This is a genomic window from Bacillus sp. FSL K6-0042, from assembly GCF_038006685.1.
Taxonomy (GTDB): Bacteria; Bacillota; Bacilli; order Bacillales; family Bacillaceae_G; genus Bacillus_A; species Bacillus_A pseudomycoides.
This window is the reverse complement of the sequence record NZ_JBBOVS010000001.1, coordinates 1,228,948-1,253,779: the sequence shown is the minus strand read 5'-3', so window position 1 is coordinate 1,253,779 and position 24,832 is coordinate 1,228,948. Positions and strand designations below refer to the sequence as shown.

28 protein-coding genes are annotated in these 24,832 nt (G+C 33.4%); 22 read left to right on the top strand and 6 right to left on the bottom strand.

Annotated elements, in window-relative coordinates:
* Positions 1-148 precede the first annotated feature (148 nt).
* A complete protein-coding gene (brnQ, locus tag MHH45_RS06640; RefSeq protein WP_088094378.1) occupies positions 149-1,501 on the top strand; it encodes a branched-chain amino acid transport system II carrier protein in 1,353 nt (450 codons plus the stop codon).
* Here the strand turns inward: brnQ and MHH45_RS06635 are convergent.
* Positions 1,471-1,830, bottom strand: a complete 360-nt coding sequence (locus tag MHH45_RS06635; protein WP_249922724.1) for a hypothetical protein — start codon at positions 1,828-1,830, stop codon at positions 1,471-1,473. The genes brnQ and MHH45_RS06635 overlap by 31 nt on opposite strands.
* A gap of 318 nt (positions 1,831-2,148) precedes the next feature.
* Here MHH45_RS06635 and MHH45_RS06630 point away from each other — a divergent pair, with 318 nt between their 5' ends.
* Positions 2,149-2,484 (top strand): DUF4064 domain-containing protein, encoded by a 336-nt coding sequence (locus MHH45_RS06630; RefSeq protein WP_088094379.1) that lies wholly within the window; start codon positions 2,149-2,151, stop codon positions 2,482-2,484.
* An 80-nt stretch (positions 2,485-2,564) separates the two neighbouring features.
* Positions 2,565-2,915 (top strand): DUF4064 domain-containing protein, encoded by a 351-nt coding sequence (locus tag MHH45_RS06625; protein WP_016114488.1) that lies wholly within the window; start codon positions 2,565-2,567, stop codon positions 2,913-2,915.
* Positions 2,916-3,766: 851 nt separating this feature from the next.
* Here MHH45_RS06625 and MHH45_RS06620 read toward each other — a convergent pair.
* Positions 3,767-4,669: a DMT family transporter gene (locus MHH45_RS06620; protein ID WP_016114489.1), complete on the bottom strand. Its 903-nt coding sequence runs from the start codon at positions 4,667-4,669 to the stop codon at positions 3,767-3,769.
* Positions 4,670-4,766: 97 nt separating this feature from the next.
* Here MHH45_RS06620 and MHH45_RS06615 point away from each other — a divergent pair, with 97 nt between their 5' ends.
* The 6 genes from MHH45_RS06615 to MHH45_RS06590 all read left to right on the top strand — a co-directional run bounded on the left by MHH45_RS06615 (position 4,767) and on the right by MHH45_RS06590 (position 9,375).
* Positions 4,767-5,636 (top strand): LysR family transcriptional regulator, encoded by an 870-nt coding sequence (locus MHH45_RS06615; RefSeq protein WP_016114490.1) that lies wholly within the window; start codon positions 4,767-4,769, stop codon positions 5,634-5,636.
* A gap of 134 nt (positions 5,637-5,770) precedes the next feature.
* Positions 5,771-6,202 (top strand): Rrf2 family transcriptional regulator, encoded by a 432-nt coding sequence (locus MHH45_RS06610; RefSeq protein ID WP_016114491.1) that lies wholly within the window; start codon positions 5,771-5,773, stop codon positions 6,200-6,202.
* Positions 6,203-6,304: 102 nt separating this feature from the next.
* Positions 6,305-6,955, top strand: coding sequence for a DsbA family oxidoreductase (locus tag MHH45_RS06605; protein WP_016114492.1), 651 nt, complete (start codon positions 6,305-6,307; stop codon positions 6,953-6,955).
* A 75-nt stretch (positions 6,956-7,030) separates the two neighbouring features.
* Positions 7,031-7,633 carry a nitroreductase family protein gene (locus tag MHH45_RS06600; protein ID WP_016114493.1) on the top strand — a complete coding sequence of 201 codons (603 nt, stop codon included), beginning with the start codon at positions 7,031-7,033 and terminating at the stop codon, positions 7,631-7,633.
* Between the two features lie 171 nt (positions 7,634-7,804).
* Complete coding sequence (locus tag MHH45_RS06595; protein ID WP_016114494.1) at positions 7,805-7,933, top strand: hypothetical protein; 129 nt, start codon at positions 7,805-7,807, stop codon at positions 7,931-7,933.
* Positions 7,934-8,340: 407 nt separating this feature from the next.
* Entirely contained in the window at positions 8,341-9,375 is a 1,035-nt protein-coding gene (locus tag MHH45_RS06590; protein ID WP_016114495.1) for an AI-2E family transporter, read from the top strand.
* A 74-nt stretch (positions 9,376-9,449) separates the two neighbouring features.
* Here the strand turns inward: MHH45_RS06590 and MHH45_RS06585 are convergent, their stop codons facing one another.
* Positions 9,450-10,394: an L-lactate dehydrogenase gene (locus MHH45_RS06585; protein WP_016131323.1), complete on the bottom strand. Its 945-nt coding sequence runs from the start codon at positions 10,392-10,394 to the stop codon at positions 9,450-9,452.
* Positions 10,395-10,805: 411 nt separating this feature from the next.
* Here MHH45_RS06585 and MHH45_RS06580 point away from each other — a divergent pair, with 411 nt between their 5' ends.
* Positions 10,806-11,732 carry a CobW family GTP-binding protein gene (locus MHH45_RS06580; RefSeq protein WP_016114497.1) on the top strand — a complete coding sequence of 309 codons (927 nt, stop codon included), beginning with the start codon at positions 10,806-10,808 and terminating at the stop codon, positions 11,730-11,732.
* An 88-nt stretch (positions 11,733-11,820) separates the two neighbouring features.
* On the opposite strand, the gene MHH45_RS06575 is transcribed toward MHH45_RS06580, so the two are convergent.
* On the bottom strand, positions 11,821-12,063 hold the full coding sequence (locus tag MHH45_RS06575; protein WP_229161591.1) for a hypothetical protein: 243 nt from the start codon (positions 12,061-12,063) through the stop codon (positions 11,821-11,823).
* 219 nt (positions 12,064-12,282) lie between these two features.
* On the opposite strand from MHH45_RS06575, the gene MHH45_RS06570 reads away from it, so the two are divergent.
* The 9 genes from MHH45_RS06570 to MHH45_RS06530 all read left to right on the top strand — a co-directional run bounded on the left by MHH45_RS06570 (position 12,283) and on the right by MHH45_RS06530 (position 20,149).
* Entirely contained in the window at positions 12,283-13,506 is a 1,224-nt protein-coding gene (locus tag MHH45_RS06570; RefSeq protein ID WP_016114499.1) for a serine hydrolase domain-containing protein, read from the top strand.
* Positions 13,507-13,818: 312 nt separating this feature from the next.
* Positions 13,819-15,036, top strand: a complete 1,218-nt coding sequence (locus MHH45_RS06565; RefSeq protein WP_016114500.1) for a substrate-binding domain-containing protein — start codon at positions 13,819-13,821, stop codon at positions 15,034-15,036.
* 106 nt (positions 15,037-15,142) lie between these two features.
* Complete coding sequence (locus MHH45_RS06560) at positions 15,143-15,916, top strand: ABC transporter ATP-binding protein (protein ID WP_016114501.1); 774 nt, start codon at positions 15,143-15,145, stop codon at positions 15,914-15,916.
* Positions 15,894-16,598, top strand: coding sequence for a branched-chain amino acid ABC transporter ATP-binding protein (locus MHH45_RS06555; protein WP_016114502.1), 705 nt, complete (start codon positions 15,894-15,896; stop codon positions 16,596-16,598). Before MHH45_RS06560 ends, MHH45_RS06555 begins: the two co-directional genes overlap by 23 nt.
* Before the next feature lie 25 nt (positions 16,599-16,623).
* Positions 16,624-17,484, top strand: coding sequence for a branched-chain amino acid ABC transporter permease (locus tag MHH45_RS06550; protein ID WP_016114503.1), 861 nt, complete (start codon positions 16,624-16,626; stop codon positions 17,482-17,484).
* Positions 17,485-17,488: 4 nt separating this feature from the next.
* Positions 17,489-18,490, top strand: a complete 1,002-nt coding sequence (locus tag MHH45_RS06545) for a branched-chain amino acid ABC transporter permease (RefSeq protein ID WP_016114504.1) — start codon at positions 17,489-17,491, stop codon at positions 18,488-18,490.
* A 475-nt stretch (positions 18,491-18,965) separates the two neighbouring features.
* Complete coding sequence (locus MHH45_RS06540; RefSeq protein ID WP_016114505.1) at positions 18,966-19,187, top strand: hypothetical protein; 222 nt, start codon at positions 18,966-18,968, stop codon at positions 19,185-19,187.
* A gap of 74 nt (positions 19,188-19,261) precedes the next feature.
* Positions 19,262-19,462 (top strand): spore germination protein, encoded by a 201-nt coding sequence (locus MHH45_RS06535; protein WP_016114506.1) that lies wholly within the window; start codon positions 19,262-19,264, stop codon positions 19,460-19,462.
* Positions 19,463-19,699: 237 nt separating this feature from the next.
* Positions 19,700-20,149 (top strand): DUF6376 family protein, encoded by a 450-nt coding sequence (locus MHH45_RS06530; protein WP_016114507.1) that lies wholly within the window; start codon positions 19,700-19,702, stop codon positions 20,147-20,149.
* Between the two features lie 89 nt (positions 20,150-20,238).
* Here the strand turns inward: MHH45_RS06530 and MHH45_RS06525 are convergent, their stop codons facing one another.
* Positions 20,239-21,240 carry a S66 family peptidase gene (locus tag MHH45_RS06525; RefSeq protein ID WP_016131324.1) on the bottom strand — a complete coding sequence of 334 codons (1,002 nt, stop codon included), beginning with the start codon at positions 21,238-21,240 and terminating at the stop codon, positions 20,239-20,241.
* A 224-nt stretch (positions 21,241-21,464) separates the two neighbouring features.
* Here MHH45_RS06525 and MHH45_RS06520 point away from each other — a divergent pair, with 224 nt between their 5' ends.
* Both MHH45_RS06520 and MHH45_RS06515 read left to right on the top strand, forming a co-directional pair.
* A complete protein-coding gene (locus tag MHH45_RS06520) occupies positions 21,465-22,448 on the top strand; it encodes a D-alanyl-D-alanine carboxypeptidase family protein (protein WP_016114509.1) in 984 nt (327 codons plus the stop codon).
* Between the two features lie 250 nt (positions 22,449-22,698).
* Positions 22,699-23,298 carry a nitroreductase family protein gene (locus MHH45_RS06515; RefSeq protein ID WP_016114510.1) on the top strand — a complete coding sequence of 200 codons (600 nt, stop codon included), beginning with the start codon at positions 22,699-22,701 and terminating at the stop codon, positions 23,296-23,298.
* A 102-nt stretch (positions 23,299-23,400) separates the two neighbouring features.
* Here MHH45_RS06515 and MHH45_RS06510 read toward each other — a convergent pair whose 3' ends face one another.
* Entirely contained in the window at positions 23,401-23,679 is a 279-nt protein-coding gene (locus MHH45_RS06510; protein ID WP_088094381.1) for a hypothetical protein, read from the bottom strand.
* Positions 23,680-23,764: 85 nt separating this feature from the next.
* Here MHH45_RS06510 and MHH45_RS06505 point away from each other — a divergent pair, with 85 nt between their 5' ends.
* Positions 23,765-24,547, top strand: a complete 783-nt coding sequence (locus MHH45_RS06505) for a TrmB family transcriptional regulator (RefSeq protein ID WP_016114512.1) — start codon at positions 23,765-23,767, stop codon at positions 24,545-24,547.
* Positions 24,548-24,832 lie beyond the last annotated feature (285 nt).

Below are 24,832 nucleotides of genomic sequence, written 5' to 3'. Positions count from 1 at the left end.
AAAGAAAAGTTCGAAAGTAGTATTGCAATATATTATCCTTGGGGCTATAATAAATAAAAAGAATATCTAACTTTTAAGTTAAATATTCAGAATCTTCAATTAGTTAAATTTGGAAATGAGATACGTTATTTTTAATGGAGGTTTTATGATGACGAACAAAGTACCATTTTCGTTCATAGTAGTTATTGGATTAATGTTGTTTGCTCTCTTTTTTGGGGCAGGAAATTTAATTTTCCCTGCGATGCTTGGACAATCAGCGGGAACGAATGTTTGGTCAGCGAATGCAGGATTTTTAGTGACTGGAGTTGGACTACCGTTACTTGGTGTATTAGCATTTGGAATTTCAGGTAAAGAGGATTTACAATCGCTGGCAAGTCGTGTTCATCCTGTTTTCGGAGTTGTGTTTACAACAGTTTTGTATTTAGCAATTGGTCCTTTGTTTGCTATACCGAGAACGGGTAATGTTTCTTTTGAAATTGGTGTTAAACCTTTTCTAACAGAGAATTTTGGTTCAATGCCTTTAATCATTTTTACAATTATATTCTTTAGTATTACATGTTTTTTTTCGCTCAATCCTGCGAAAATTGTCGATATTGTCGGAAAAATCTTGACGCCAATCAAATTAACGTTCATTGGAATTTTAGTAATCGTTGCTTTTATTCACCCAATAGGGGATATGCAAGCACCTGTTGAAAATTATACATCTCACGCATTCTTTAAAGGTTTTCAAGAAGGATACTTAACAATGGACACGCTTGCATCTTTCGTATTTGGCATTATTATCATTAATGCTATTAAAGAAAAAGGTGCAAAGACGAAAAAACAAATTATGGTTGTTTGTGCAAAAGCAACAATTATTGCAGCAACGACATTAGCGGTTATTTATACAGCGCTTTCTTATATGGGAGCTTCAAGCGTAGCGAAGCTTGGACATTTAGATAATGGAGGAACAGTGTTAGCGAAGGTTTCAAATTACTACTTTGGTTCATATGGCGGAATACTGTTAGGACTAATGATTACAGTAGCTTGTTTAACGACTAGTGTAGGGCTTGTCTCAGCATGCTCTTCATTTTTCCATAAACTATTTCCAAAAGTATCTTACAAAAAAATCGCGATTATGTTATCTGTGTTTAGTGCAATTGTTGCGAATGTAGGATTAACACAATTAATTGCTATTTCTGTTCCTGTATTAACAGCTATATATCCATTAGCAATTGTATTAATCTTCTTAACGTTTTTACATCCATTATTTAAAGGGAGATCAGAAGTTTATCAAGCAAGCTTACTTGTAACATTTATTATAAGTTTATTTGATGGACTTGGTGCAGCTGGAGTAAATATTCAAGTAGTTAATCAGCTGTTCACTCAAATTCTTCCGATGCATGAAGTAGGGATCGGATGGATTTTCCCAGCTATTATTGGTGGACTTATTGGATATGGGATTAGTTATTTACGAATGAAAAGTGAAATTCATTCTAACGTAGCGAGAGTAAATAAGTAGTTATATGTACCAAAAAAAGTTATAGAATTCGTTTCTATAACTTTTTTATTATTATAGGAGATGAATGAACTGTACCCTTTTGTATTAGGTTCACCGAATTTCGTAACTAAATCTTCGTATGTATCTCCGCCTTCACCAGTTGAAGAATCTCCAGTTTTGATTGCATCTACATCAGCAGCAGTAATTTTCTTTTTCTCTCCTTTTTTCGGTTCTTCTTGTTTTGGTTTGTCATTTGTGTTTGTAGTAGCTTTATTTGTGGAATCGTCACAAGCAGCTAAACTAAATGCTAAAGCGCTTCCTAAAGCGATTGTACTCATTTTCTTAAACATATTTGTTCCCTCCGAATATATAAAACGTAAGATTTCACACCTCATCATAGCAAATGTAATAACGCTATTTTGTCATATCCTGTCGGAGGGAAATAAAAATAGAGCCGAAGTTCCCTTACATATCAAATCTATATTTTGTTAAAGTTTTCTGTTTAGAGAGTCCTCTAACATATCTTTTAACTCGTTCTTTGTCTCCTCAGTGCACAATTATTTATTAAACCAAATACATTTATGCATAGTTTTTCCAAATTATATTTGATAATATAGATAAATGGACATTAAATACATAATATATTAATAGTTAGGGAGGTATTAGAATTGAAAAGAACACCTGAATTTATACTAGGTTTAATTGGTGGTATTTTTGGAGTTATAGGTTCTTTTATTATATTGATGATAGCTATAACTGCTATGGATGGTTATATTGATTATAAACTTTTAACTTATTATTCTATTTTATTAATTATTCAAATAGGGCTGTTAGTTTTAGCATGTTCAGTAAATAAGGTTAACAATATAGCCTATGGACTTTGTATGATATTACTCCCATTAGTAACATTGGTTATGTCATTATTCCTTTTACTTATTCCAATAATTCTTCAAATTATTTCTGGTGGATTTGCATTTCGATCTTTAAAGCAAGAATCTCATTAAGACATTTAGTTATTACGAAATAATGGTAAATATATATAAGGATTAATTTAAATAATATTTTTGAAGGATGGTATTGTAATTTGAAACGCACTGTAGAATTTGTAATCGGCTTAATCGGAGGAATCTTAGGACTCTTACTTTCTTTATTTATTGTAATTGGTAGTATTTCCTACACTAGTTCTCACACTAGTTCTGGAGGTATTGAAGAATATATTATCATTACTTCTAGCATCGCCTTAATTATTCAAATAGGCCTATTAGTATTAGCTTGTTGTGTTAATAAAATAAATAATAAAACTTATGGTATTTGTATGATTGTATTAAGTATAATTTCATTGTTTTTAGGATTATTTATATTATTTCTTCCAGTGGTTTTACAAATCATTTCAGGTGCATTTGCATTTAGAACATTAAAACAGGAATATAATTAAAATTACAACCGACTAATAAATCTAATAAAAAACTTCCTTATCACACAAATAATAGGGTGTTTTTTTTGTTGTATGAAGGTACAACAATAGAATTCATTTTGAAATATAATCTAGGCACGCAATAAACAAATAGGTAGAAAAAAGGTATTAAATTGTTACCTACAGTATTAGATTATGCAGTTAGAACTGTATTCTTTGTTCTTCAAACGTTCATTATATCATTAGCATTAAAATATCTGATTCAAAAGAAATACATAAACGGGTCAGCGTTAATTTGGATTTCTTCGATTGTGACAATGCTTGGTGTAGGGGCAATTATGTCTTTATACGAATCTTTACATTTAACTCATACAACGTTAGGGTTTTTAAGTATTAGTTTCGTTTTAAACCAATTTCTTTTTGGATACTATATAATATCATGGGCAATAATACACTTTAAAGAACTTAAACTATTTAATAAAATACTTAAATTTATAAAAATAATGAATTTTGTAATGATAAGCATTACTTATATTGGTTTCTTATTGTTCTTTGTTTTAAGTTGGTTTGAATCTAGTTTGAAGTAAGACTTATAGTGAGTTCGGATTAAATTTTTTATAAAAGAGTAATTCGTTAGAATATTTCATGAGCAAGTTTTAATCAAACTTTTTTATAAAACTGAAAGTTTATTTGAAAAGAAGAGGATTCATTTTGATTAAACTTTACTCAAAATGAATCCTCTTCTTTTGCTATAAAATACGTGTGGTATGTCAACACGAAACTAGACAATTTTTTTAGGTGTTCCTGCCTGTACTGAACAGGGCTCAAATATATTAGTTGTAATCTACTTGGCCTTAGTTTTTTTGTCTAGTTCAGTGTAGCCTATCCAGTTTCATGATGAGCGATTTCGGTTTTATATTTACAAAACAAATGCTTACGACAATAAATAGAAGGCCAACAAATAAGCTAATTGTAATCGCCTCATGTAGGAAAATAGAACTTATAATAATTGCGATAAGTGGAATAAGAAATGTATAGGCACCAACTTTACTTGCTTCTCCAGCTCCGACAAGTGTAAAATAAGCAAGCCAGCCCATTGCGATAACAAAGATTGAGATGAATAGTAGTACGATTACAAATGGTATGCTCCAAGCGATGCTGGACCAGCTTTCAAATTTTGAACCAAAGCCAATTAAGCAAAATCCTCCGATAATAAGTTGAAGTGTCACCATCCAAATTGCGTTTACACGGTTTCCAGTTTTTTTGATAAACACTGTACCAAGCGCCCATCCAATTGCACATCCTAAAGCAAGTAAGATGCCGATGACAGAAATATGTCCAGTTAAGCTACTAGAGCTAATAACGGCAACACCCGTAAATCCAAGAATAAGACCAAAAATTTTCAAGCCATACATTGCTTCTTCCAGCCAAATCCAAGAGAAAATTCCAAGTAAGACAGGCTGAAGAAATACAATAGCGGAAAAGAGTCCAGCGGGCATATACTGAAGCCCTACGGTTTGTAGTCCGTAAAATAAAATAATGTTGAGTAGAGCTGAAATAAAGTATAAATGCCAAGTTTCTTTTAGATTTAGTTGTTTGTATTTTGGTAATGCGAAAATAAGTAGAATCAATCCACCTATTAATGTTCTAACTCCTGCAAATAATACGGGTGGCGTATAATGCAGAGCGAATTTAGATAAAGGCCAATTAATTCCCCACATAAGAACGAGAAATGAGAGGATTATGGCCGTTTTTGTTCGCGAAAGCTGCGTCACAATAGTACCTCCTTGTTGTATTTCATTTCACTATGATATGATATTGAACATGATAAATAAAATGAATCTTTTTTATAAGGAGTATAAGTAATTTGTTATGACCATTACACAACTTCAAGTTTTTATAAAAGTAGTTGAACTGGGAAGTTTTACGAAGGCGGCTGGAGTTTTGAACATGACACAACCAGCTGTCAGCCATGCTATTTCTAGTGTAGAATCGGAATTAGGTGTGACACTTATCATACGTGATAAACGAAAAGGTTTGATTCTCACTGATGTAGGAAATCGTATTTTAGTTCATTTTCGAGAAATTTTAAATGGTGTTGAGAAAGTAGAACAAGAAGTAGCGATGGAGAAAGGGCATGAAGTTGGTACAATTCGAATCGGAAGTTTTCCAAGTGCATCAGCATATTTTTTGCCTAAAATGATTAATATCTTTCGTGAAAAATATCCGAATTTAGAGCTGGTTCTCTATGAAGGAACTCTTAAAGAAGTGGAAGAGTTGCTATTATCACGTGTAATTGATGTTGGAATTGTTATTTTGCCCAATAAAGAAATGGAGATTGTGCCGTTAACGAAGGGAGAAATGGTTGTTGTCCTGCGTGATGATCACCCTCTTTGTGAAAAAGAAGCTATTACAATAAGTGATTTAGAAAATGAACCAATTATTTTATTTAAGGGAGGATACGAACCGCCAATTATTGATATGTTTAAACAAGCGGGCGTACCACTTCGGGTTGAGTATGCGGTGTCTACTGTTACAACGTCTTTAAATATGATCCAAGAGGGGTTAGGTTTAGCGATATTAGCTGAATTATCTTTAACGAATTTACCTCCAAATGTGAAAACGAGAGAATTAGCACCTCAAGTATGGAGAGAAATTGCTTTAGCTGTTCCTTCATTCAAGGAATCTTCACTAGCTGTTCAACTATTTATTGAAGAGTTCCAAGGGCTATTCGCAGAATGATAAAGAGCGTCTCATATATGATAATGAGATGCTTATTTGTTTTTAACTATAATAATGTTCAAATAAAATCTATAAAAAGGATTGACTTATTTTCGAGTTGTAACTATGATGATTACATCAAGGTGGTGATCACGATGAAAATTAGTAGCCGCTTTTCTATAGCTATTCATATGTTATCAATTTTGAAAAATAATCCATCTTCTATTTGTACTTCGGAATTTATGGCTGAGAGTGTAAATACAAATCCGGTTGTAATTCGAAAAATAATGTCTTACTTAAAACAGGCTAAGTTTGTTTATGTAAATCGAGGGCCAGGTGGGGCTGGATTATTAAAGGATTTCAATGAAATTACATTATTAGATGTGTATCATGCAGTAAATGTAGTTGAGGAAGATAAGTTATTCCATATTCATGAACAACCCAATCCAGATTGTCCTATTGGAGCAAATATTCAAGCCGTATTAGAAGTAATTTTAGTTCAAGCGCAATCTGCAATGGAAGAAGTTTTAAAAAATATCACGATGGGGCATTTGTTTGAATCGCTACAAGAGAAAATGAATGCTTGAAAAATGCAAAGCTCGATAAAAAGAGAATGCATATTTTTTTCTTATTGATGTAACTTAATTTGTTACATCTTATAAAATTAAAAGAAAGTAAGGTGTAATAACATGACTGTAAAAATGAAAGTATACTCTGATTTTATTTGTCCATTTTGTTTTTTAGCAAAGGGCCCATTGGATGAAGTAGCTAAGGAAAAAGATGTAGAAATTGAATGGATGCCATTTGAATTACGTCCAAGTCCATATTTAAAAATTGATCCGTGGCAAGAGCCGGATAAATTAAGTTCTTGGGATTCTTTTATTCTTCCTACTGCGAAAAAATTAGGAGTTGAGATGCGTTTACCACGTGTTTCTCCTCATCCATATACGCATTTAGCGTTTGAGGGATATCAATTTGCAAAGGAACATGGCTTGGAAAATGCTTTTCATCATCGAGTGTTCACAGCATTTTTTCAGGAGGAACAAAATATTGAAGAGATAGATGTACTAACAAAATTAGCAGGTGAAGTGGGTCTTACTGAAGCTGAATTTAAAGAAGCTTTAGTAACTCGTAAATATAAAGAGAAGCACCAACAAGCAATCCAACATGCATACGATGAAGCAAATATTATGGCTGTTCCAACTGTAATGATTGGGGAAGAAGTGATTCAAGGACTTGCTAGTAAGGAAATGTTAGAAAGAGTAATTGATAAAGAAATACAAAAGGAAAAAACAAATTCATTTGATGGAATGCAATGTACAACTGATGGATATTGCTAATACTTATCTTCAATTGAAGAATCAAATCTATTTGTTTATATAAATTATACAACTTATATACTTGGAGGAATTAACATGTCAGTAACTACAACAAATTTAAAAGAAGCAATCGTAAACCGTCGTTCAATCCGTAAAGTAACAAAAAATGCTATGATCACAAAAGAAAGAATCCAAGATGTTTTAAAGACAGCTTTACATGCACCATCATCTTTCAATATGCAAAGTGGTCGTATGGTTGTATTAATGGATGCAGAGCATGAAAAGTTCTGGGATATCGTAAAAGAAACACTTAAAACACGCGTGCCAGCAGAAAATTTTGAAGCAACTGTAGAAAGACTAAAAGGTTTCCGTGACGGGATAGGAACAGTATTATTCTTTGAAAATCAAGCAACTGTAAAACAAATGCAAGAAAATGCACCTTTATATAAAGAGCAGTTCCCATATTGGTCTCACCAAGGAAGTGCGATGTTACAATATGCGGTTTGGATGTCATTGTCTGCAGAAGGAATCGGAGCGTCATTACAACATTACAATCCAATTGTGGATGCTGAAGTGAAAGAAACATGGGATATTCCAGCAGAATGGAGCTTAGTAGCACAAATGCCATTTGGTGAACCGAATGAACAACCGGGTGAAAGAACGTTCTTACCTACTGAAGATGTAGTGAAATTTTATTAAGATGGAAAATATATATAGTAGAAAAAGAAGCTATTAGCCAAATAGCTTCTTTTTTTCATGCAATGATTTTAGCAGTTAGGATTTCACGAGTATGAATTCTTAGTTTAGGGAAGAAATATAACAAATAATATGTGCTCGACTTAGTAGAATTTTATAAAAGGATGTGTCGTGATGAATAAAAAGAAGAAATATACAGTTGTAGGCACTGATATTGATGAAGTAAAACGCTTAAATAAAAATTCCGGGCTAACGTATAATCAAGTAAAGGAATTATTAGCGAAGCGGATGAAGCAGAAATAAGGAAAGACATAGTAGCTACAAATAAATACGTTAATCGGCTATTCGTAAGCAGTAAGTCTCGTCACTTCAAACTTTAGAGAAAAGCGAGGGAGATGATTGTCCATGAAAGCTATATTTTATAGCCTAGTTAGTCCTGTATTTTGAATAGGATGTGTATATGAGTAGTAACACGAACAAATGAAAAACGACTGGATTTTGTGACGTACTGTTCATATTGATATAGTTATCCCCCTCGAAATGGATTAAGAAAATAAGACAATTAAAAAGAAAAAGAGGATACTTTCAAATTAGTGAGAAAGATTGTCTTTAGAAGTTCATAAAATGTCTTAATATAGTAACGAATAAACGGTTAGTACTTTCATGAATATATGGAATTTCCATCCGTCGAAGGGGGAGAGTGAGACTTAATGATTCAAATGAAAAATTTCTTTCAAAGTAGAGGGGTTCAGAGGCTTCTTATATTAGTCATTTTAGCCCTTATATTATACGGGCTAAAAAGTATGATTAATTTAATATTGATTACCTTTATCCTTACGTTTCTAATGGATCGCTTTCAAAGATTTATTTCTGAAAAACTTAGTCGTTTTGTACGGATAAATAGGAAAGTGATTATCGCCTTTTTATACATTGTTGTAGTTACGTTTATTGTTACTACGTTATATAAATATTTACCTGTATTAACGATACAAATTTCACAATTGATTTACCAGTTCAAATTGTTTTTTAAAAATCCCCCTGATAACGAAATGATAAGATATGTGTTTTCTGTAATTAATCAGATGGAAGTATCAAAATATATTGAACAAGGTGTGGATGTTATTTATCAATCTTTGGCGAATATTGGAAAGTTAAGTTTGCAAATTTTACTTTCCCTTATTTTAAGTTTATTTTTCTTATTAGAAAAAGAGCGTATCATTGTTTTTACTTCAAAATTTGAGGATAGTAAACTTAGTATTTTTTATAAGGAAATTGCATATTTTGGTCAGAAATTTGCGCGTTCATTTGGAAAAGTCATTGAGGCACAGTTTTTAATTGCCGTTGTAAACTGTATTCTTTCTGTCATTGCACTAGTATTTTTAGGTTTCCCGCAGCTACTTGTATTAGCGGTTATGATATTCTTGCTTGGTTTAATTCCTGTTGCAGGTGTTATTATTTCACTATTTCCACTTTGTATCATTGCGTATAATATTGGTGGAATTGCATATGTCGTATACATATTAATTTTTATTGCAGTTATTCATGCAATTGAAAGTTACTTCTTAAATCCGAAACTTATGTCCGCAAAAACGAATTTACCCATTTTTTATACGTTTATGGTTCTTATCTTTTCAGAGCATTTTTTAGGAATATGGGGACTCATTATTGGAATTCCAATCTTTATCTTTTTACTTGATGTGCTTGAAGTGCACGATGGAGAGAAATCGGATCTAAATACGGAATGAATTTTTAAGCTATGCAAAAAGCAATCCAAGTATTTTGGATTGCTTTTTTTGTAAGGGCATAAGTAGCATGTATTTTACAGTATAGGAGCCATTGTTTCTTTTAGTACTTGAACAGAGTGATCGAACTTTAATTCTTCATCTTCACTTAATTCAACTTCTAAAATTTCACGAACACCTTGACGATTCAAGACTGCGGGAACACCGATATAAACATCTTTTTGTCCATATTGACCTTCAAGATATGCAGATACAGTTAATACGCTATTTTCATCATTTAGGATTGCTTTTGTTACACGTAAAAGGGACATACCGATTCCGTAGTATGTTGCACCTTTTCGTTCAATGATGTGATAAGCAGCATCGCGAACATTTATAAAGATTTCATCTAAACCTTTTTGATTAAGGTCATTATCTTTTTCAAGAATCGTTTGTAGTTTTTGAATTCCGATTGATACGTGGCTCCAAACTGGAAGTTCTGTATCACCATGTTCACCGATGATGTAAGCATGAATATTGTGAGAGTCAATATTGAAATATTCTCCTAGCATATAGCGGAAACGAGCAGAATCTAGAGTTGTACCAGAGCCAATTACACGTTCTTTTGGTAATCCAGATTCTTTCCAAGTTACGTAAGTTAAAATATCTACAGGGTTTGTAGCGATTAAGAAGATGCCATCAAATCCGCTATCCATAATGCTACGAACAATTTGTTTAAAGATTTTAGTGTTTTTTTCAACTAAGTCTAAGCGTGTTTCACCTGGTTTTTGTGGTAAACCAGCAGTAATTACAACAAGATCCGCATCTTTACAATCTTCATAGCTACCTTTCCAAACTCTTGTTGGTGCTGGAGCAAAGGGAACTGCATGACTCAAGTCCATAGCTTCTCCTTCTGCTTTTGCTTCGTTTACATCAACGAGAACAAATTCTTCTGCAACACCTTGGTTAATCATGCAGTAGGCATAGCTGCATCCTACTGCGCCGGTTCCTACTAATACAACACGGTTAATACCTTTTTTCATATGACAATTCCTCACTATTTCAGTAATTTTGATATGTAAGAAAAAACAGGTCTTACTTCTACAGATTCTAACCTAGTTTATTCCATTTCACAAAAGATATTCAAGTATTTGAAAATAAATCCGTTTATATAGTTGTGAATCATAGGGAATGAAACAGGGGCATCTTTTCTTGAATGTAATCCTTATTAAAAGAAGAAACTTCGGATGCCGAATCCATTAACAATGGAACAGATAATTTATATTATTCATAATGGGCTTATGAAGACAGAAGATCCGAAATATATATAGGAATACAAAACAATCGGAGTGTTTTGTTTACAAATTGCATTTATTTTAATAAAATAATAAATATAAATCGTAATAATTACGCTTTAAAGTATATTAAAAGCATAGAAATGGATGGTCGGTCATATGAGTAAAGTAGAAATTCATATACTAGGTGGTTTTTTAGGAAGTGGGAAATCCACATTGCTACAAAATTTACTACTAGCAGAAAAGAAGAAAACTCGAAAAGTTGCTGTTTTAATGAATGAAATAGGAGAATACTCGGTAGATACAGATATTATAGGGAAAGAGAATATTTTAAGAGAACTTTTAAAAGGTTGTATTTGTTGCACGTTAAAAGATGAACTTGAGATTCAGTTACATTCTTTATATCAACAAGAGAGACCAGATGTAATTTATATAGAAACAACAGGAGTTGCTCACCCAATTGAAGTATTAGATGCATGCCTGTCACCTATTTTAGCTCCTTATCTTGACGTGAAATCCATCGTTGTTGTATTAGATGCGATGAGATGGTTAAATCGTGATACACTAAGTAAAAATATTCAACAACTTTTAAATGAACAAATCAAATACGGAAGTCATATCCTCATTAATAAATCAGATTTATTAAAAGATGAGGAGAAGAAAAAAGTTTTAGAAGAAGTAGCAGCAATTAATAAACATGCGAAATTGTATGAAACACAGTATTGTAATATATCTTTAGAGGATATAGAAGATGTGGAACTTACAGAAAATGAAGAACATGAAACATTACATATGAAGCAGCATTTACATATACAAACGATGACATATCAATTTACAAAATCAATCGATCAAGATCAATTATACGAATGGCTTTCAAATTTACCACAGGAGATTTATCGTGTAAAAGGATTTGTGAAATTTCATGGGGATAAATATCCACACTTATTACAATATTCATTTGGTGTACCAACTTTACTGGAGCAGGACTTCGGATTTCCCACAAATCTTGTGATGATTGGTGAGAATTTAGATAAGAAACAATTGGCAGAAGGATTAGGTGGTTTAGAGAGTAACTCGATTTCATAATTTGTGTTGATGTAGAAAAACAGCGTAGAATTATAGATTCTACGCTGCTTTTGCATGTATAAAAATGATAGTGATTGGAAAGTTAATATTATTTAAAGGAAGCGTAACCTTCATCCACCATAACAACTCTATCATTAATTACATTTACTACTTCCCATGAAATAAGATAAACAGTATCTACGATCTGCTCAGGTTGAGTTAATTTATTTCCTATTACTGTTGCTTTTATTATATCAATTAACCATGAATCGTTATAGCCATTGAATAATGGGTGTATCGATAATGACGCTCGAAGTGCTACTGCAACCACGCCAATACCGTACCGAGCCAATTCTAAAGCAGCTAAGAGCTTTATGAATAGATTCATACATGAACTATAAATCGCACTGCATACTTTGGGTTTTTGAAGTGGATTATAATTATATTAGAATTAGCTAGGGAGTAATCTTTCTGTGTTGTTCATAATTGACATTATTAGGGTGAATATGAGTTTTTTTAAGTATAGGTTAAGAAGGTTGAAAGTAATATGTTTTGATCCAAGGAGAATAAGATGAATAAGAAGTATAGTTTTAAAAGAACTATTATGATTCCAGCTTCAATAGCCGTTGGTTTAAACGATTTACTAAATTTAAGGAATAAGAATACTACAAATAAGAAGCGTTTTGTGGATTTTCATATACTATTTGATAAGAAAAAAACAATTGAAAACTTCCGTAATCTTTCTAAAGTATACCCAGCCCAAAAGGTGAAACGTAAAGGACATATTTCTCGATTTGATTATGATTTGAAGGATATGAATGTTACGTACAGCTATAATGGAAAACAATCAACTCTTGATGAGTTTCTTAAAAACACGATGGCGACAGGCCTTTTCATTATGAAAGATCATAAAGTTGTAAATGAGCGATACTTTCATGGAAATACGTGTAAATCTCTTAATACTTCATGGTCTGTAGCAAAATCTTTTTTATCTGCTTTAGTAGGTATAGCAATTGATGAAGGGGATATTAAATCAGTAAAGGATCCAATCATTGCTTATTTGCCAGAGTTAAAGAACTCGGGATATAAGAATGTTTCTATTAAGGAATGTCTACAGATGTGTTCTGGTATTTATTTTAATGAAGATTATCATAATTTGTCATCAGATTTTTATATGCTGATGCAAGCGTCATTGACTGCAAGTAAGAGTGTGAATGAGTATATAAATCAATTTAAGTATAAAGAATTTTCTAGGGAATTTTCTTATAAAAGTATAGATGCGCAAGTGTTAGGCATGCTGATTGCAAAAGCAACTGGACGGAACTTAGCACAATATTTACAAGAGAAAATATGGGGACCGCTTGGAATGGAGTCCCATGCATTTTGGAATATAGGTAGTGATGGGAGCATGATACCTTATTCTTTCTTGAATGCTACGTTGAGAGATTTTGCTAGATTTGGATTACTCTACTTACAGAATGGAAATTGGAAGGGGAAACAGATTATTTCTCAAGAGTGGATTCGAGAATCAACAATACCTGAAAGGTATAATCTACTGAAAGATAATCAATCTCATTTCACTGATAATTATCAGTATCAATGGTGGACTCCTGGACCAGATTATATAGTCGGAGAATTTCTTGCTATAGGAATTTGGGGTCAGAATATTTATATAAACCAACCAGAAAACCTTGTTATTGTGAGAACAAGTGCTGATCCTAGTTTTGAAAAACATCACTACGAAATGTATGCTGTTTATCGTGCAATAGTAGACTTTTTACGTAAAGAGTCTTAAGAGTAGTGTGCTTGGTGGAAAAGACTAATTCATTTTGGAAGTTAGTCTTTTTTTGTGGGCTAATATATTAGAGGAAGAGCACAGTTATTTAAATGTATTTGCTCAAGGAATGATATGTATAATTCATATAATCGTATGAATATTTACAAATGTATTGGAAGGGATTTGGAAATGTCTGGCGAATGTAGAGGTACTTCGAGAAATTTCTATTGACAACATAGTTCACATTGTTAAAAACAAAAAGTCATGATTACGGATGGTTACTTTGGTGTATTTGATTCTATCAGAAAGTAAAGTATGGGGAGGATCACAATGTCAGCAAAAAAACGTAAGTGGCTAAAAATGGTGTTTACGGGATGTATTCTTGGTTCATTGTTAGTAACAGCAGGATGTTCAGGGGAGAAAGCAAGTACAGATGATGAGAAGACCATTAAGGTAGGTGTTCTTGCTTCGTTAACAGGACCGCTTGAATCATATGGGAAACAAACGGTAAACGGATTTGAACTAGGGCTAGATTACGCAACAGGCGGAACAGGGAAAGTAGAAGGGAAGAAGATTAAGTTTGTTGTAGAAGATACGGAAACAAAAGCGGATGTAGCAGTTAAAAAAGCTACGAAACTATTAGAGGAAGACAAGGTTGATTTTCTTGTTGGATCTTCGAGTTCAAGTGATACATTAGCAGTGTTACCACTAGCGGAAGAATATGAAAAAATAATGATTGTTGAACCTGCGGTTGCAGATAGTATTACGGGGAAGAACTGGAATAAATATATTTTTAGAACAGGCAGAAATTCATCTCAAGATGCAATTGCTGGTGCTGCATCCATCGCTAAGAAAGATGTAAAGATTGCAACATTTGCTCCAGATAACGCCTTTGGTCGTGAAGGAATTGCTGCATTTAAAGCGGGAGCGAAGAAGCTAGGGGCAAATATTGTAAATGAACAATATGCTGATACGAATTCTACTGATTTTACTGCAAATATTCAAAACATCATTAGTTCAAAACCAGATTATTTATTTGTTGTTTGGGCTGGTGCGAATTCACCATGGAAGCAATTAAAAGATATGAATGTAGAAGCGCAAGGGATTAAGATTTCAACGGGGGCACCGGATATACCAGCATTAAAGACGATGGATGCATTAGTAGGCATGCAAGGATTTTCAGTGTATTATCATACACTTCCGAAAAATAAAGTGAACGATTGGCTAGTGGGAGAACATAAGAAACGTTTCAATGGAACAGTTCCAGATTTGTTTACAGCTGGAGGAATGTCAGCGGCAATTTCCATCGTTGAAGGGTTAAAGAAAACAAAAGGCGATACAGATGTTGATGTGCTTATTAAGAAAATGGAAGGAATGGAATTTGAGACACCAAAAGGAAAAATGAAATTTAGAGAGAAAGACCATCAAGCTTTGCAAGCGCTTTATTCTATAATGTTACAAAAACAAGAGGGTGTTGATTATCCAGTACCTGTTCTAGAGCGAGAATTAACAATGAAAGAAACAGAGCCACCAATTCAAAATAAATAGATTGAATATCCCGGAATTAAAAGATGTAAAGAGAGGAGGTTATCTCTCTTTACATCAACTTCTCTTTTTCACCCTGAAAATATGAATTTTTTGAGGAGGGTATAGAGTGAGGAACTTGTTAGAGACTAGAAATCTTTGTGTCTCATTTGGAGAACATCATGTCATTAAAGACGTAAATTTGATGATACCAAAAGGAAAACTTATTTCTATTATTGGACCCAACGGAGCAGGGAAGACAACTCTATTTAACTTGTTAAGTGGACAGATTTCTCCAACAAAAGGTGAGATTTATTTTAAAGAACGTGACATTACAAAGTTATCGATTCCAGTGCGAACCCGCCTTGGTATGGGGCGCTCTTTCCAGCTTACAAATATTTTTCCGGAATTAACAGTGATTGAAAATGTACGCTTAAGTGTACAGTCGTTTGTTCAAGATTATTATAGTTTTTTTCCAAACTTCTCACGATTCAAGCAGCAGATGGGGGAGGCGAGACGTCTTTTGAAGACAGTATTGCTTCACGAAAAAGAAGAAGTGCTAGCGAAAGATTTAGCACATGGGGAAAAGAGAAAATTAGAACTGGCCATGCTGCTAGCACTCAGAACAGATGTATTGCTACTTGATGAACCAACAGCGGGTATCTCTGTTGAGGAAGTCCCAGCTATTCTTCAAGTGATAGAGAATATAAAGAAAAATCGTGAGAATACAATTGTACTTATTGAACACAAAATGGATATGGTTCTACATTTATCAGATCATTTAATTGTACTATTTCATGGCGAGTTATTGGCCGAAGGGTTACCAGAAGAGATTATGAAGGATGAACGTGTACAAACGGCATACTTAGGGGGATTATACGGTGACACTATTAAAAGTGGATAATATAGAAACGTATTTGGATCAGTTTCATATTTTGCAAGGTGTTTCTTTTATGGTTGAGAAAGGAACAATCACCGTATTGTTCGGAAGAAATGGGGCTGGAAAAACAACGACTTTACGTTCAATTATGGGGTTTAATCGGATTTCTAATGGAGAAATTTATTATTGTGATGAGAAAGTAAATGGTCTATCTACTCATCTGATTTCGCGAAAAGGAATGGGCTATGTGCCAGAAAATCAAGGGATCTTTCATAATTTAACGGTAGAAGAAACATTTGCTCTCGCTGGAGTAAAGAAAGGGATAGAATATGCAGAAAAGGTAGAATGGATGCTCGATTTATTTCCAGATTTAAAACAATATTGGAATAAAAAAAGTGGGCTGTTGAGCGGAGGACAAAAGCAAATGCTGGCGATTTCAAGAGCGTTCATTAATAGTGATGGATTGCTATTAATTGATGAGCCAAGTAAAGGATTAGCGCCGATTATGATTGAAAAGTTAATGTCGGCTATTTTGAAAATGAAAGAGAAAACGACTGTTTTGCTTGTAGAACAAAACTTTATGATGGCAAGCCAGATAGGTAATTATTTTTACATTATGGACAATGGAAAAATCGTGCATAACGGTCCAATGAATGAACTGAAAGAAGATAAGGAAACATGTCATAAGTATCTAGGGATTTCTTAACATTGATACGGAGGAGGTATGGAACGTGGATGTGTTAGTTAACTTATTTGTAAATGGCGTCTCAACAGGTATGCTTATTTTCTTATTAGCATCGGGACTTTCACTTATTTTTGGTTTAATGAGTGTGCTCAATTTTGCCCATGGTGGATTGTTTGCATGGGGAGCTTTTACAGGGGTTTGGTTATTCAATATGACGGGTAGCTATGTACTTGCATTAATAGGTGCGATTTTGATAGGAATGTTTCTTGGTTTCGTTTTAGAAAGATTCCTTATTCGTCCTGTTTATGGAAATCATGTTCGTCAGCTTCTCGTTACACTTGGTGGAATGCTTGTACTTAGTGAATGTATAAAAGTATTTTGGGGACCGAATCCAATTAGTGCTAAATTACCAACATGGTTACAAGGAAGCTTGACATTCGATGGAATTATATTAATAAAGTATCGATTGTTTGTTATTATTGTTGGGGTACTTATTTATATTGGCCTGATGTTGTTACTACGTAAAACAAAAATTGGTCTTATGATTCGTGCGGGTGTAATAGATAAGGAGATGGTTCAAGCTCTTGGTATTAACATAAAGGCGATATTTTCATTTGTCTTTTTATTAGGGGCTGGAATGGCCGCGTTAGGGGGATTTCTCCTTGCCCCATATTCAGGAGTTATTTTCGCTGAAATGGGTATGCAGTATGCAATTTTAGCTTTTATTGTTGTCATTATCGGAGGATTGGGAAGCGTGCAAGGTTCAGCGATTGCGTCTTTAATTGTTGGATTGGCTGGAGCGTTTACGGCTTATTATTTACCTGATTTATCACTCGCAATAAATATGTTAATGTTGTTGTTTTTCTTGGTAGTCAAGCCAACGGGGCTCGTTGGTGAAAAGGGGTGAAAAGGTGAATAATACATTTAATCGGGCCGGGATATATTTTGGACTAGTTGTATTGATTTGTTTAAGTGTATTCCCTTTCGTAAATGATTCACGGAGCTTACTCATTTTGTTTACACAAATTTTCATCTTTGCTATATTTGCAATGAGTTTTGATATTCTTCTTGGATATACAGGAATTGTTTCATTCGGTCATTGTATGTTTTTTGGAATAGGTGCTTATTGTGTTGCACTCTTACTAGATCGACAAGAGGTTTCTATAGCAAGCTTTTTAATCGGTATTGGGATAGCTGTTGTACTATCAGCGATAATCAGTTATATAATCGGTATGCTTTCTTTACGATTAAAAAGTCATTTTTATGCAATGTTAACACTTGCGATTTCCCAACTATTCTTCGTACTTGCTGAAAAATGGCGGTCTTTCACACATGGAGGAGATGGCTTTACATTCCGTGTACCTGATATGTTTCGTGACCGTTTCACATTTTACTATATTACACTCATATGTTTAGTCGTCATCTTTCTATTGCTTCACGTATTTACACAATCTTCTATTGGAAAAGTGTTAAAGGCAATTTCGCAAAATGAGCAACGTGTAGAAGCACTTGGATATAAAATTCTCCACTATAAAATTATTGCGAGCGTAGTTGCGGGAGTAGTAGCAGCGCTTAGCGGTGGTTTATTTGTTATCACATTACGCTTTGTGAATACAACTGTTTTTTCAATTGAAATGACTTTAAATGCTCTGTTAATGACAATGATTGGGGGAGTTGGGACATTAGTTGGAGCAATCGCTGGTGCCGGGATGATTGAATCTCTAAAGTATTATTTATCAGAACTTGCGACGCAGTATCCAATCTTTGAACGATGGACGATCTTTCTTGGGTTACTATATATTATTGTGTTATTAGGATTTCCAACAGGGTTAACTGGTACGGTTAAAAAAATAAGAAGTATAACAAAAAAGAAGGGGGCAGAGAAAAGTAAGGAAGTTGAGCATAGTACATGAAACTCCGCCCTTGAGATTTAGAGAGAAATGTGGAAGATAGGTGAAAGTTAGCCATCAGCGGTGGAACCTTCCGTTGATGAAGATATCACCTTATGAGATGGATAAAGGAATGTGAAATCGTATGTAATAAAAGTACAAATTCTTGATGTTTCAAGGTTTGTGCTTTTTATTTTGGAGATTTTTAGATGAGTGATTAGTATGACTATGGGAAATGGGCGTTTTATCCCGCATTAACGGGCAGTAATACTCCCACCTCAAGATTCAGTGAATACAAAGAAGCTAGGTGGGAGTATTACTGCCCGTAAAAGCCCGATTGATGAGGGCTAATAATCAGTGGGGGATGAAGAAAACCCCCACTGATTAAAGTTTCACTTTATTGAATGAAGAGTATCGTACTATTTGTAAAGGGGTTTAGAACTCAGCAGGTAAAGGCAATACTGAGCCATATTAGGAATGTATGTGAAAGGATGATTGTATGTTTGAGGAAGAAGGCATAGTTTTAATTATGGAACCTGTGGATGAAAGAGATCTTAGGAAATTCATTTTGACTATACCTCAGTCAGTTTATAAGAAAAAAGAAATTTCCTTACAATATGGAGCGCCTATAGGGGAAGGATACACAAATATTATTGAGGAAATTATCGGTGTACATATAGAATCAGAACTTGTAACAGTTATAGGATATGTAGGGAAGTAAACGTTATTATAAAGGAATCGACATACTTAATTGTATCTTAAGTATGTCTTTTTTCGGATGTATACAAATTTGAAATGGGCACTGCGACAAGTAAAGAAATGAAGGAGTTTCTGAAAAACTATGTACTAACAGTAGGTAGCATGAAAGAGTGTGATGTAGTAGAAGGTACGATTTCTGAATCGTTAACAGGTTATACCGTATTACTAATAGATGGAATGGGAGAAATACTACTATTAGAAACACAATTATGGAAATCAAGGAGTGTTAACAGCTAGAGAAAAATCAACAAAAGAGCTTGTTGTATATGAAATTCGTTCCATGAAAACCCCATATGTTTTTCAAAATTGATTATGAAAAGGAAATTGAAAAGTCCTGCTAGAATATATAAGTTGAGGTAATGAAAATGAAAATGAAGTAGCTAGTATTTTAGAATGACAGTATAACGAAAGGGATAAGTGTTTATAAATATAATAGAAGAAACAATAGGTTAGTATTCAGCTAGGAGGTAAAAAATGAAGTTGAAAAAGACGATATTACTTGTGTTTTTAATTACAATCGGTTTAATGGGCTGCTCTATGATTGAAGAGGGTAAGAATTCAATTGATTATGCTCAAAAGGCGACAGACTATGTTAATAAAGTGAGTGCGTTTGCAAATGAAGCGCCGGGATTAGTAGAAAAAGCAATCAATGATAGTGCTGCTCGAAAAGAATTAGAGACTAAGCTCGGAGACATTCAAAAGGATATCCCAGCTTTTAATGAATTGACACCCCCGGATGTAGCGAAGGACATCCATCAGCAAATTGTTGGATATAACGAAAAATTAAATGCATTAATTGATACAACCATGAAAAAGATAGAAGAAGGGAAAATGGATGTAGAACAATTTAAAAACTCAGAGCTTATGCAGACAGTTCAACAATTTCAGGATTTAAAAGATAAGGTTCAAAATTTAGGACAGTAAAGAAATGAGTGGCTTTTATACTGAAAGCCACTCGTTTCTTACTTTCATAATGAAAATAAAGATGTTCATAGAATCATTGAATGTAAATATTAATTTTTCCATTGTTCAAGAATACGTAGTTCCTTATTTGTTGCATCCAGCTCTACTTGAACACCAATTGGCATCGTCATCATCGGATGGGTATGGCAACAATCAAAGTCTGCAAGAAATGGCAATTTACGATTCTCTAGGACTTCTAGTAATATTTCATATGGTTTACGATTTGTACCACAATCATCGAATTGCTCATGTTTTCCAAGAATGATTCCTGAAACTTTATCAAATACACCGTTAATTTTAAGTAATGAAAAACTTCTTTCAATGGTAGCTGCATCTTTGGAGCTATCTTCAATAAAGAGAATATCTCCTTCTTTAATACAAGGCATAAATGGGCTACCCCATATACCTTGTATTGTATTTAAGTTGCCGCCAATTAGTCTTCCAGTTGTTTTTCCGCCATTTACACAAATCCACTCGTTTTTTCTTAGTTCTTTGTCCTTTGTTTTTTCTTCCCAGTTTATAAAGTCATCTGTCCAAAATAAAGGTTTCTTTACCTTGTAAGGAATTTCTTGTTCTTCCATTAAAGCTTCTGCAAAGTATGTATAAGTAGAGTTTACAAAAGGTTCGAATTCACCAAAAGAAGGAACAAGTGCTGGTCCATAAAATGTAGTAATGCCTGTTTTTGCATAGATTCCAAGTAGTAAAGCTGTAGTGTCTGAATACCCAATCATAATTTTTGGATTTTCTTTCAATGCTTTGTAATCAATATAAGGTAAAAGAGAATTTGAATTCATCCCGCCAATTGTTGACATGATGCATGTAACATTCGGATTTCTAATTAATGCATTTAGTTCTTCAGCACGTTCTTGAATGCTTCCAGAACGATAAAAATCCTGCTTACCTGTAAGGCGACCTTCCAATATATAGAACCCTTTATCTTGTAAATATTTTTTAGCTCGATTAAATCTTTTGGGAGATGTATATGTTACAGGTGAAGAAGGAGAGTAAATGCCGATAGTATCTCCTTTTTTTAAGGGATTAAGTAGTATCATTGTATCAAACCTTTCTTGTTTCGATTAGGAATTTAAGTAGTTTCAGGATTTAATATTTGAAAATTTATATTATTAAATTTTTGGTAGTATAACATATTCTTAACAAATAATCTTGAAAAAATAGTTATCGTAGATTATTTACTGTTTGACCTTGACGGTTTAAAGACATTGTTGTTATGGTTAAATTTGAAATGATAATAGGTAGAGTAAAAGGAGTTTTATTGATGAAAAGGTTAGGATGGGGAAGCGTAACAATACTCTGTGCTATTATTTTGGGTTCATGTTGGTTCTTTTTCCAAGGGAGTATTCTAGAGAAGAATGGTACTAATGTTTCCAAAGCAAAAGAAAAAATGACAATAGATGGTCCGCCCCTACAAGTAGCAGAGTTACCCAAAACAGGATTAACTGAAAAGATAATCCCACAAAAATATGTACCAGTAGTTGAAGCGAAAGCAGCAATGATCATTGATGCAAGTGATGGACAAGTAATGTATAAAAATAATGAAGAAGAGCTACTTGCCCCGGCGAGTATGTCAAAGATGATGACAGCATATATTCTTTTAGAAAGCATACATAAAGGGAAGGTCCATTGGGAGGATCAAGTGAAAATAAGTGCTAAATCAGCACAAGCAGAAGGCGCTAGAATTCCAGTGCAAGCGGGAGATGTATTAACGATTAAAGATTTATATCATGCGTTAATGATACAATCTGCCAACAATTCTGCAGTTGCTTTAGCGGAACATATAGCAAAGACCGAGCAAGAGTTTGCTCAACTTATGAATCAAACAGCAAAACAACTGGAGTTATCAGAAGCAACCAAGTTTGCAAATGCTTCTGGATTGCAAGAAGCTGATGGAAGTGAAACAAAGATGACTGTAGCTGATGTAGCAAAGTTAGCGTATCACCTTGTAACAGATTACCCGGAGATATTAGATGTTACCCATTTACGTCAAAGTCAATTAGCATTTAAAAGTACGACGGTTACGAGTACAAATGAAATGTTGAATCCGGCCAACCAAGGACTTTACTTAGAAGGAATGGATGGACTGAAAACAGGCTTCACTGATAGTGCAGGTTATTGTTTTACAGGGACTGCAAAACAAGGTGATAAACGACTCGTAACAGTTGTTATGGGTACGGAAAGTAAAATGAAACGTTTTACAGAAACGCATAAACTAATGTCTTATGGCTTCCAGATTGTTAAGTAAGTGAGGAATCTAATTTGAAGGAAGACAGCTTGTTTGAAACTCGAATTGAGTAGAAAATAAGCTGTTTTTTATTTTAAGGGAATATAAAAAGTATTAAAAACAAAAACTAAAAAAGTATGAGTGTTATTGTTTGAAAATGTTTTTCTGTGTAGATATAATAAAGTTATAAACTTATTATTAATAAGTAAGAGGCGGGATATACCATAATACATATTAGTAAGCCTCAAAATAAAAATTGGAGGGAATTAGTATGGCAAAAGATTTTTATTCAGCAATTGAAGACAGAAGATCAATTTATGCAATTAGTAAAGAGCAGGTTGTTTCTGATGAGAAAATTCAAGAAATAGTGAATCATGCCGTAAAGTATACACCTTCATCCTTTAATTCTCAGAGTGCAAGGGTTGTTGTTTTATTAGATGAGCAACATGATAAACTATGGAATATTACGAAAGAAACATTACGAAAAATTGTACCAGAAAATAATTTTGCACCAACAGAAGAAAAAATGAATGCATTTAAAAGTGGCTATGGAACAGTTTTATACTTTGAAGATAGTAAAGTAATAGAAGATCTTCAAGAAAAGTTTGCGTTATATAAAGACAATTTTCCGACTTGGTCCCAGCAATCATCGGGAATGCTGCAGTTTGCGATTTGGACAGCATTAGAAATTGAAGGGTTTGGTGCAACGCTGCAGCATTATAACCCATTAATTGATGACGAAGTGAGAAAAGAGTGGGATATTCCAGAAACTTGGAAGTTAATCGCTCAAATGCCATTTGGTAAACCAGTTGCACCAGCAGGAGAAAAAGAATTTCAGTCGTTAGAAACTCGTGTGAAATTTCATAAATAAAATGGAAAAAGGATTGCCTATATAGGTAATTCTTTTTTGTTTTGTACAGGACCAATAAAAGATTTTTAAAATCTCGTGAATTCTAGTCATTAGAAGTTCAATTTAAGGTATCATTATGGGTATGGAATGACAGATAGCGAAATCCATCATGTGACGCAGTGGTTTCAAAATAAATGAAACAGACAAACAGGGAATGCGGTTATTAGCAATTCCCTGTTTGTGCGATAAATTATTACTTTGATTTTCAATAGTAACTTTTAATTCGGATTTTTTTGTTTCAATGGTTGGGATTTTTCTGAACGTTACCAAGGATAGCGTACGAACCAATGCATAGTGAAAATCGATATAATGCTTCGAACTATTATCAATAATTTGCTCCATAGATAATAATGAACCTCCTAATATTTGAACTATATTGGTTATTTTAACAATATAAGCATAAAGATTCCAAATAATCAGATCTTCAATGGAAGATTTACTACAAAAAATTCAAATGCTTGGCTTAAATCAATATGAAACAAAAGCCTATGTTTCATTAGTTCAACAGGGAGCTTCTAGTGCTTATCAAGTTAGCAAAAATTCTGGAGTCCCTCGTGCACGAATATATGAAATATTGAATACCCTTGAACAAAAAGGCATTGTAATGAAGGAAGAAATAAATGAAGCAGTACAATATTCTCCTTTACCTGTAGATGTGTTTTTAGAGGCAGTAAGAGAGAAATGGGAAGAGACATACACGTATGTAGAAAAAGAATTAAAAGTATTTGAAAAAAAAGAACCTGAGGTGGATCCGAGAGTAACCACTTTGAAAGGTGAAGAAAATATACTAGCTTTCTGCAGAATATTAATTCGAAGAGCGAAAAAAAAGATTATTTTGTCAATTCGGGATACTATGTATGAAAAATTATTAGTAGACTTACAAGAAAAAGAAAGAGAATGTAGTTTAAAGGGGATTGTCTTTGAAGTTGACGATCCGTTGCAAGGATTAGAAATTCATAGAAAAACAAGTTACGTTAATAATATTGGAGGTCATAAATGGTTTATCTTATCAATTGATGGAAAAGAAATGGTATATGGTCACTCGATAGAACAAAAAGGAAATGCTTTTTATACAGATGATCCTGTTCATATATATTTACTAGAAAATTATATATGGCATGATATATTAGTAAATCGTTTAGTAAGGGATAGCGATCAAAACATGGATTCTTGGATTGCTCCAGAACGAGAAAAGTTCTTTTTCATATAAATATAATTTTTTAGGATACTATATAGTTGATAAATGGCGGGATTTTTGTAATGATAAGAAGGTGACTCATGAAAAGAACTATTTTGTAAGACCAGTAGAAAAACCAATTGTTTACTTAGATATCATGATTTTATTAGTGGAGTAAGTAAAGAATGGATACTACTAGAAGCTTTGATTCGTTTTGTAATAGAAAAAATTAAATGTTTTATTACGAAAACGCTGTGTATGAAGTTGGAATTCACATGAAGTTCACATGAAGTTCACATCGGTAATTTAAAATAGTTG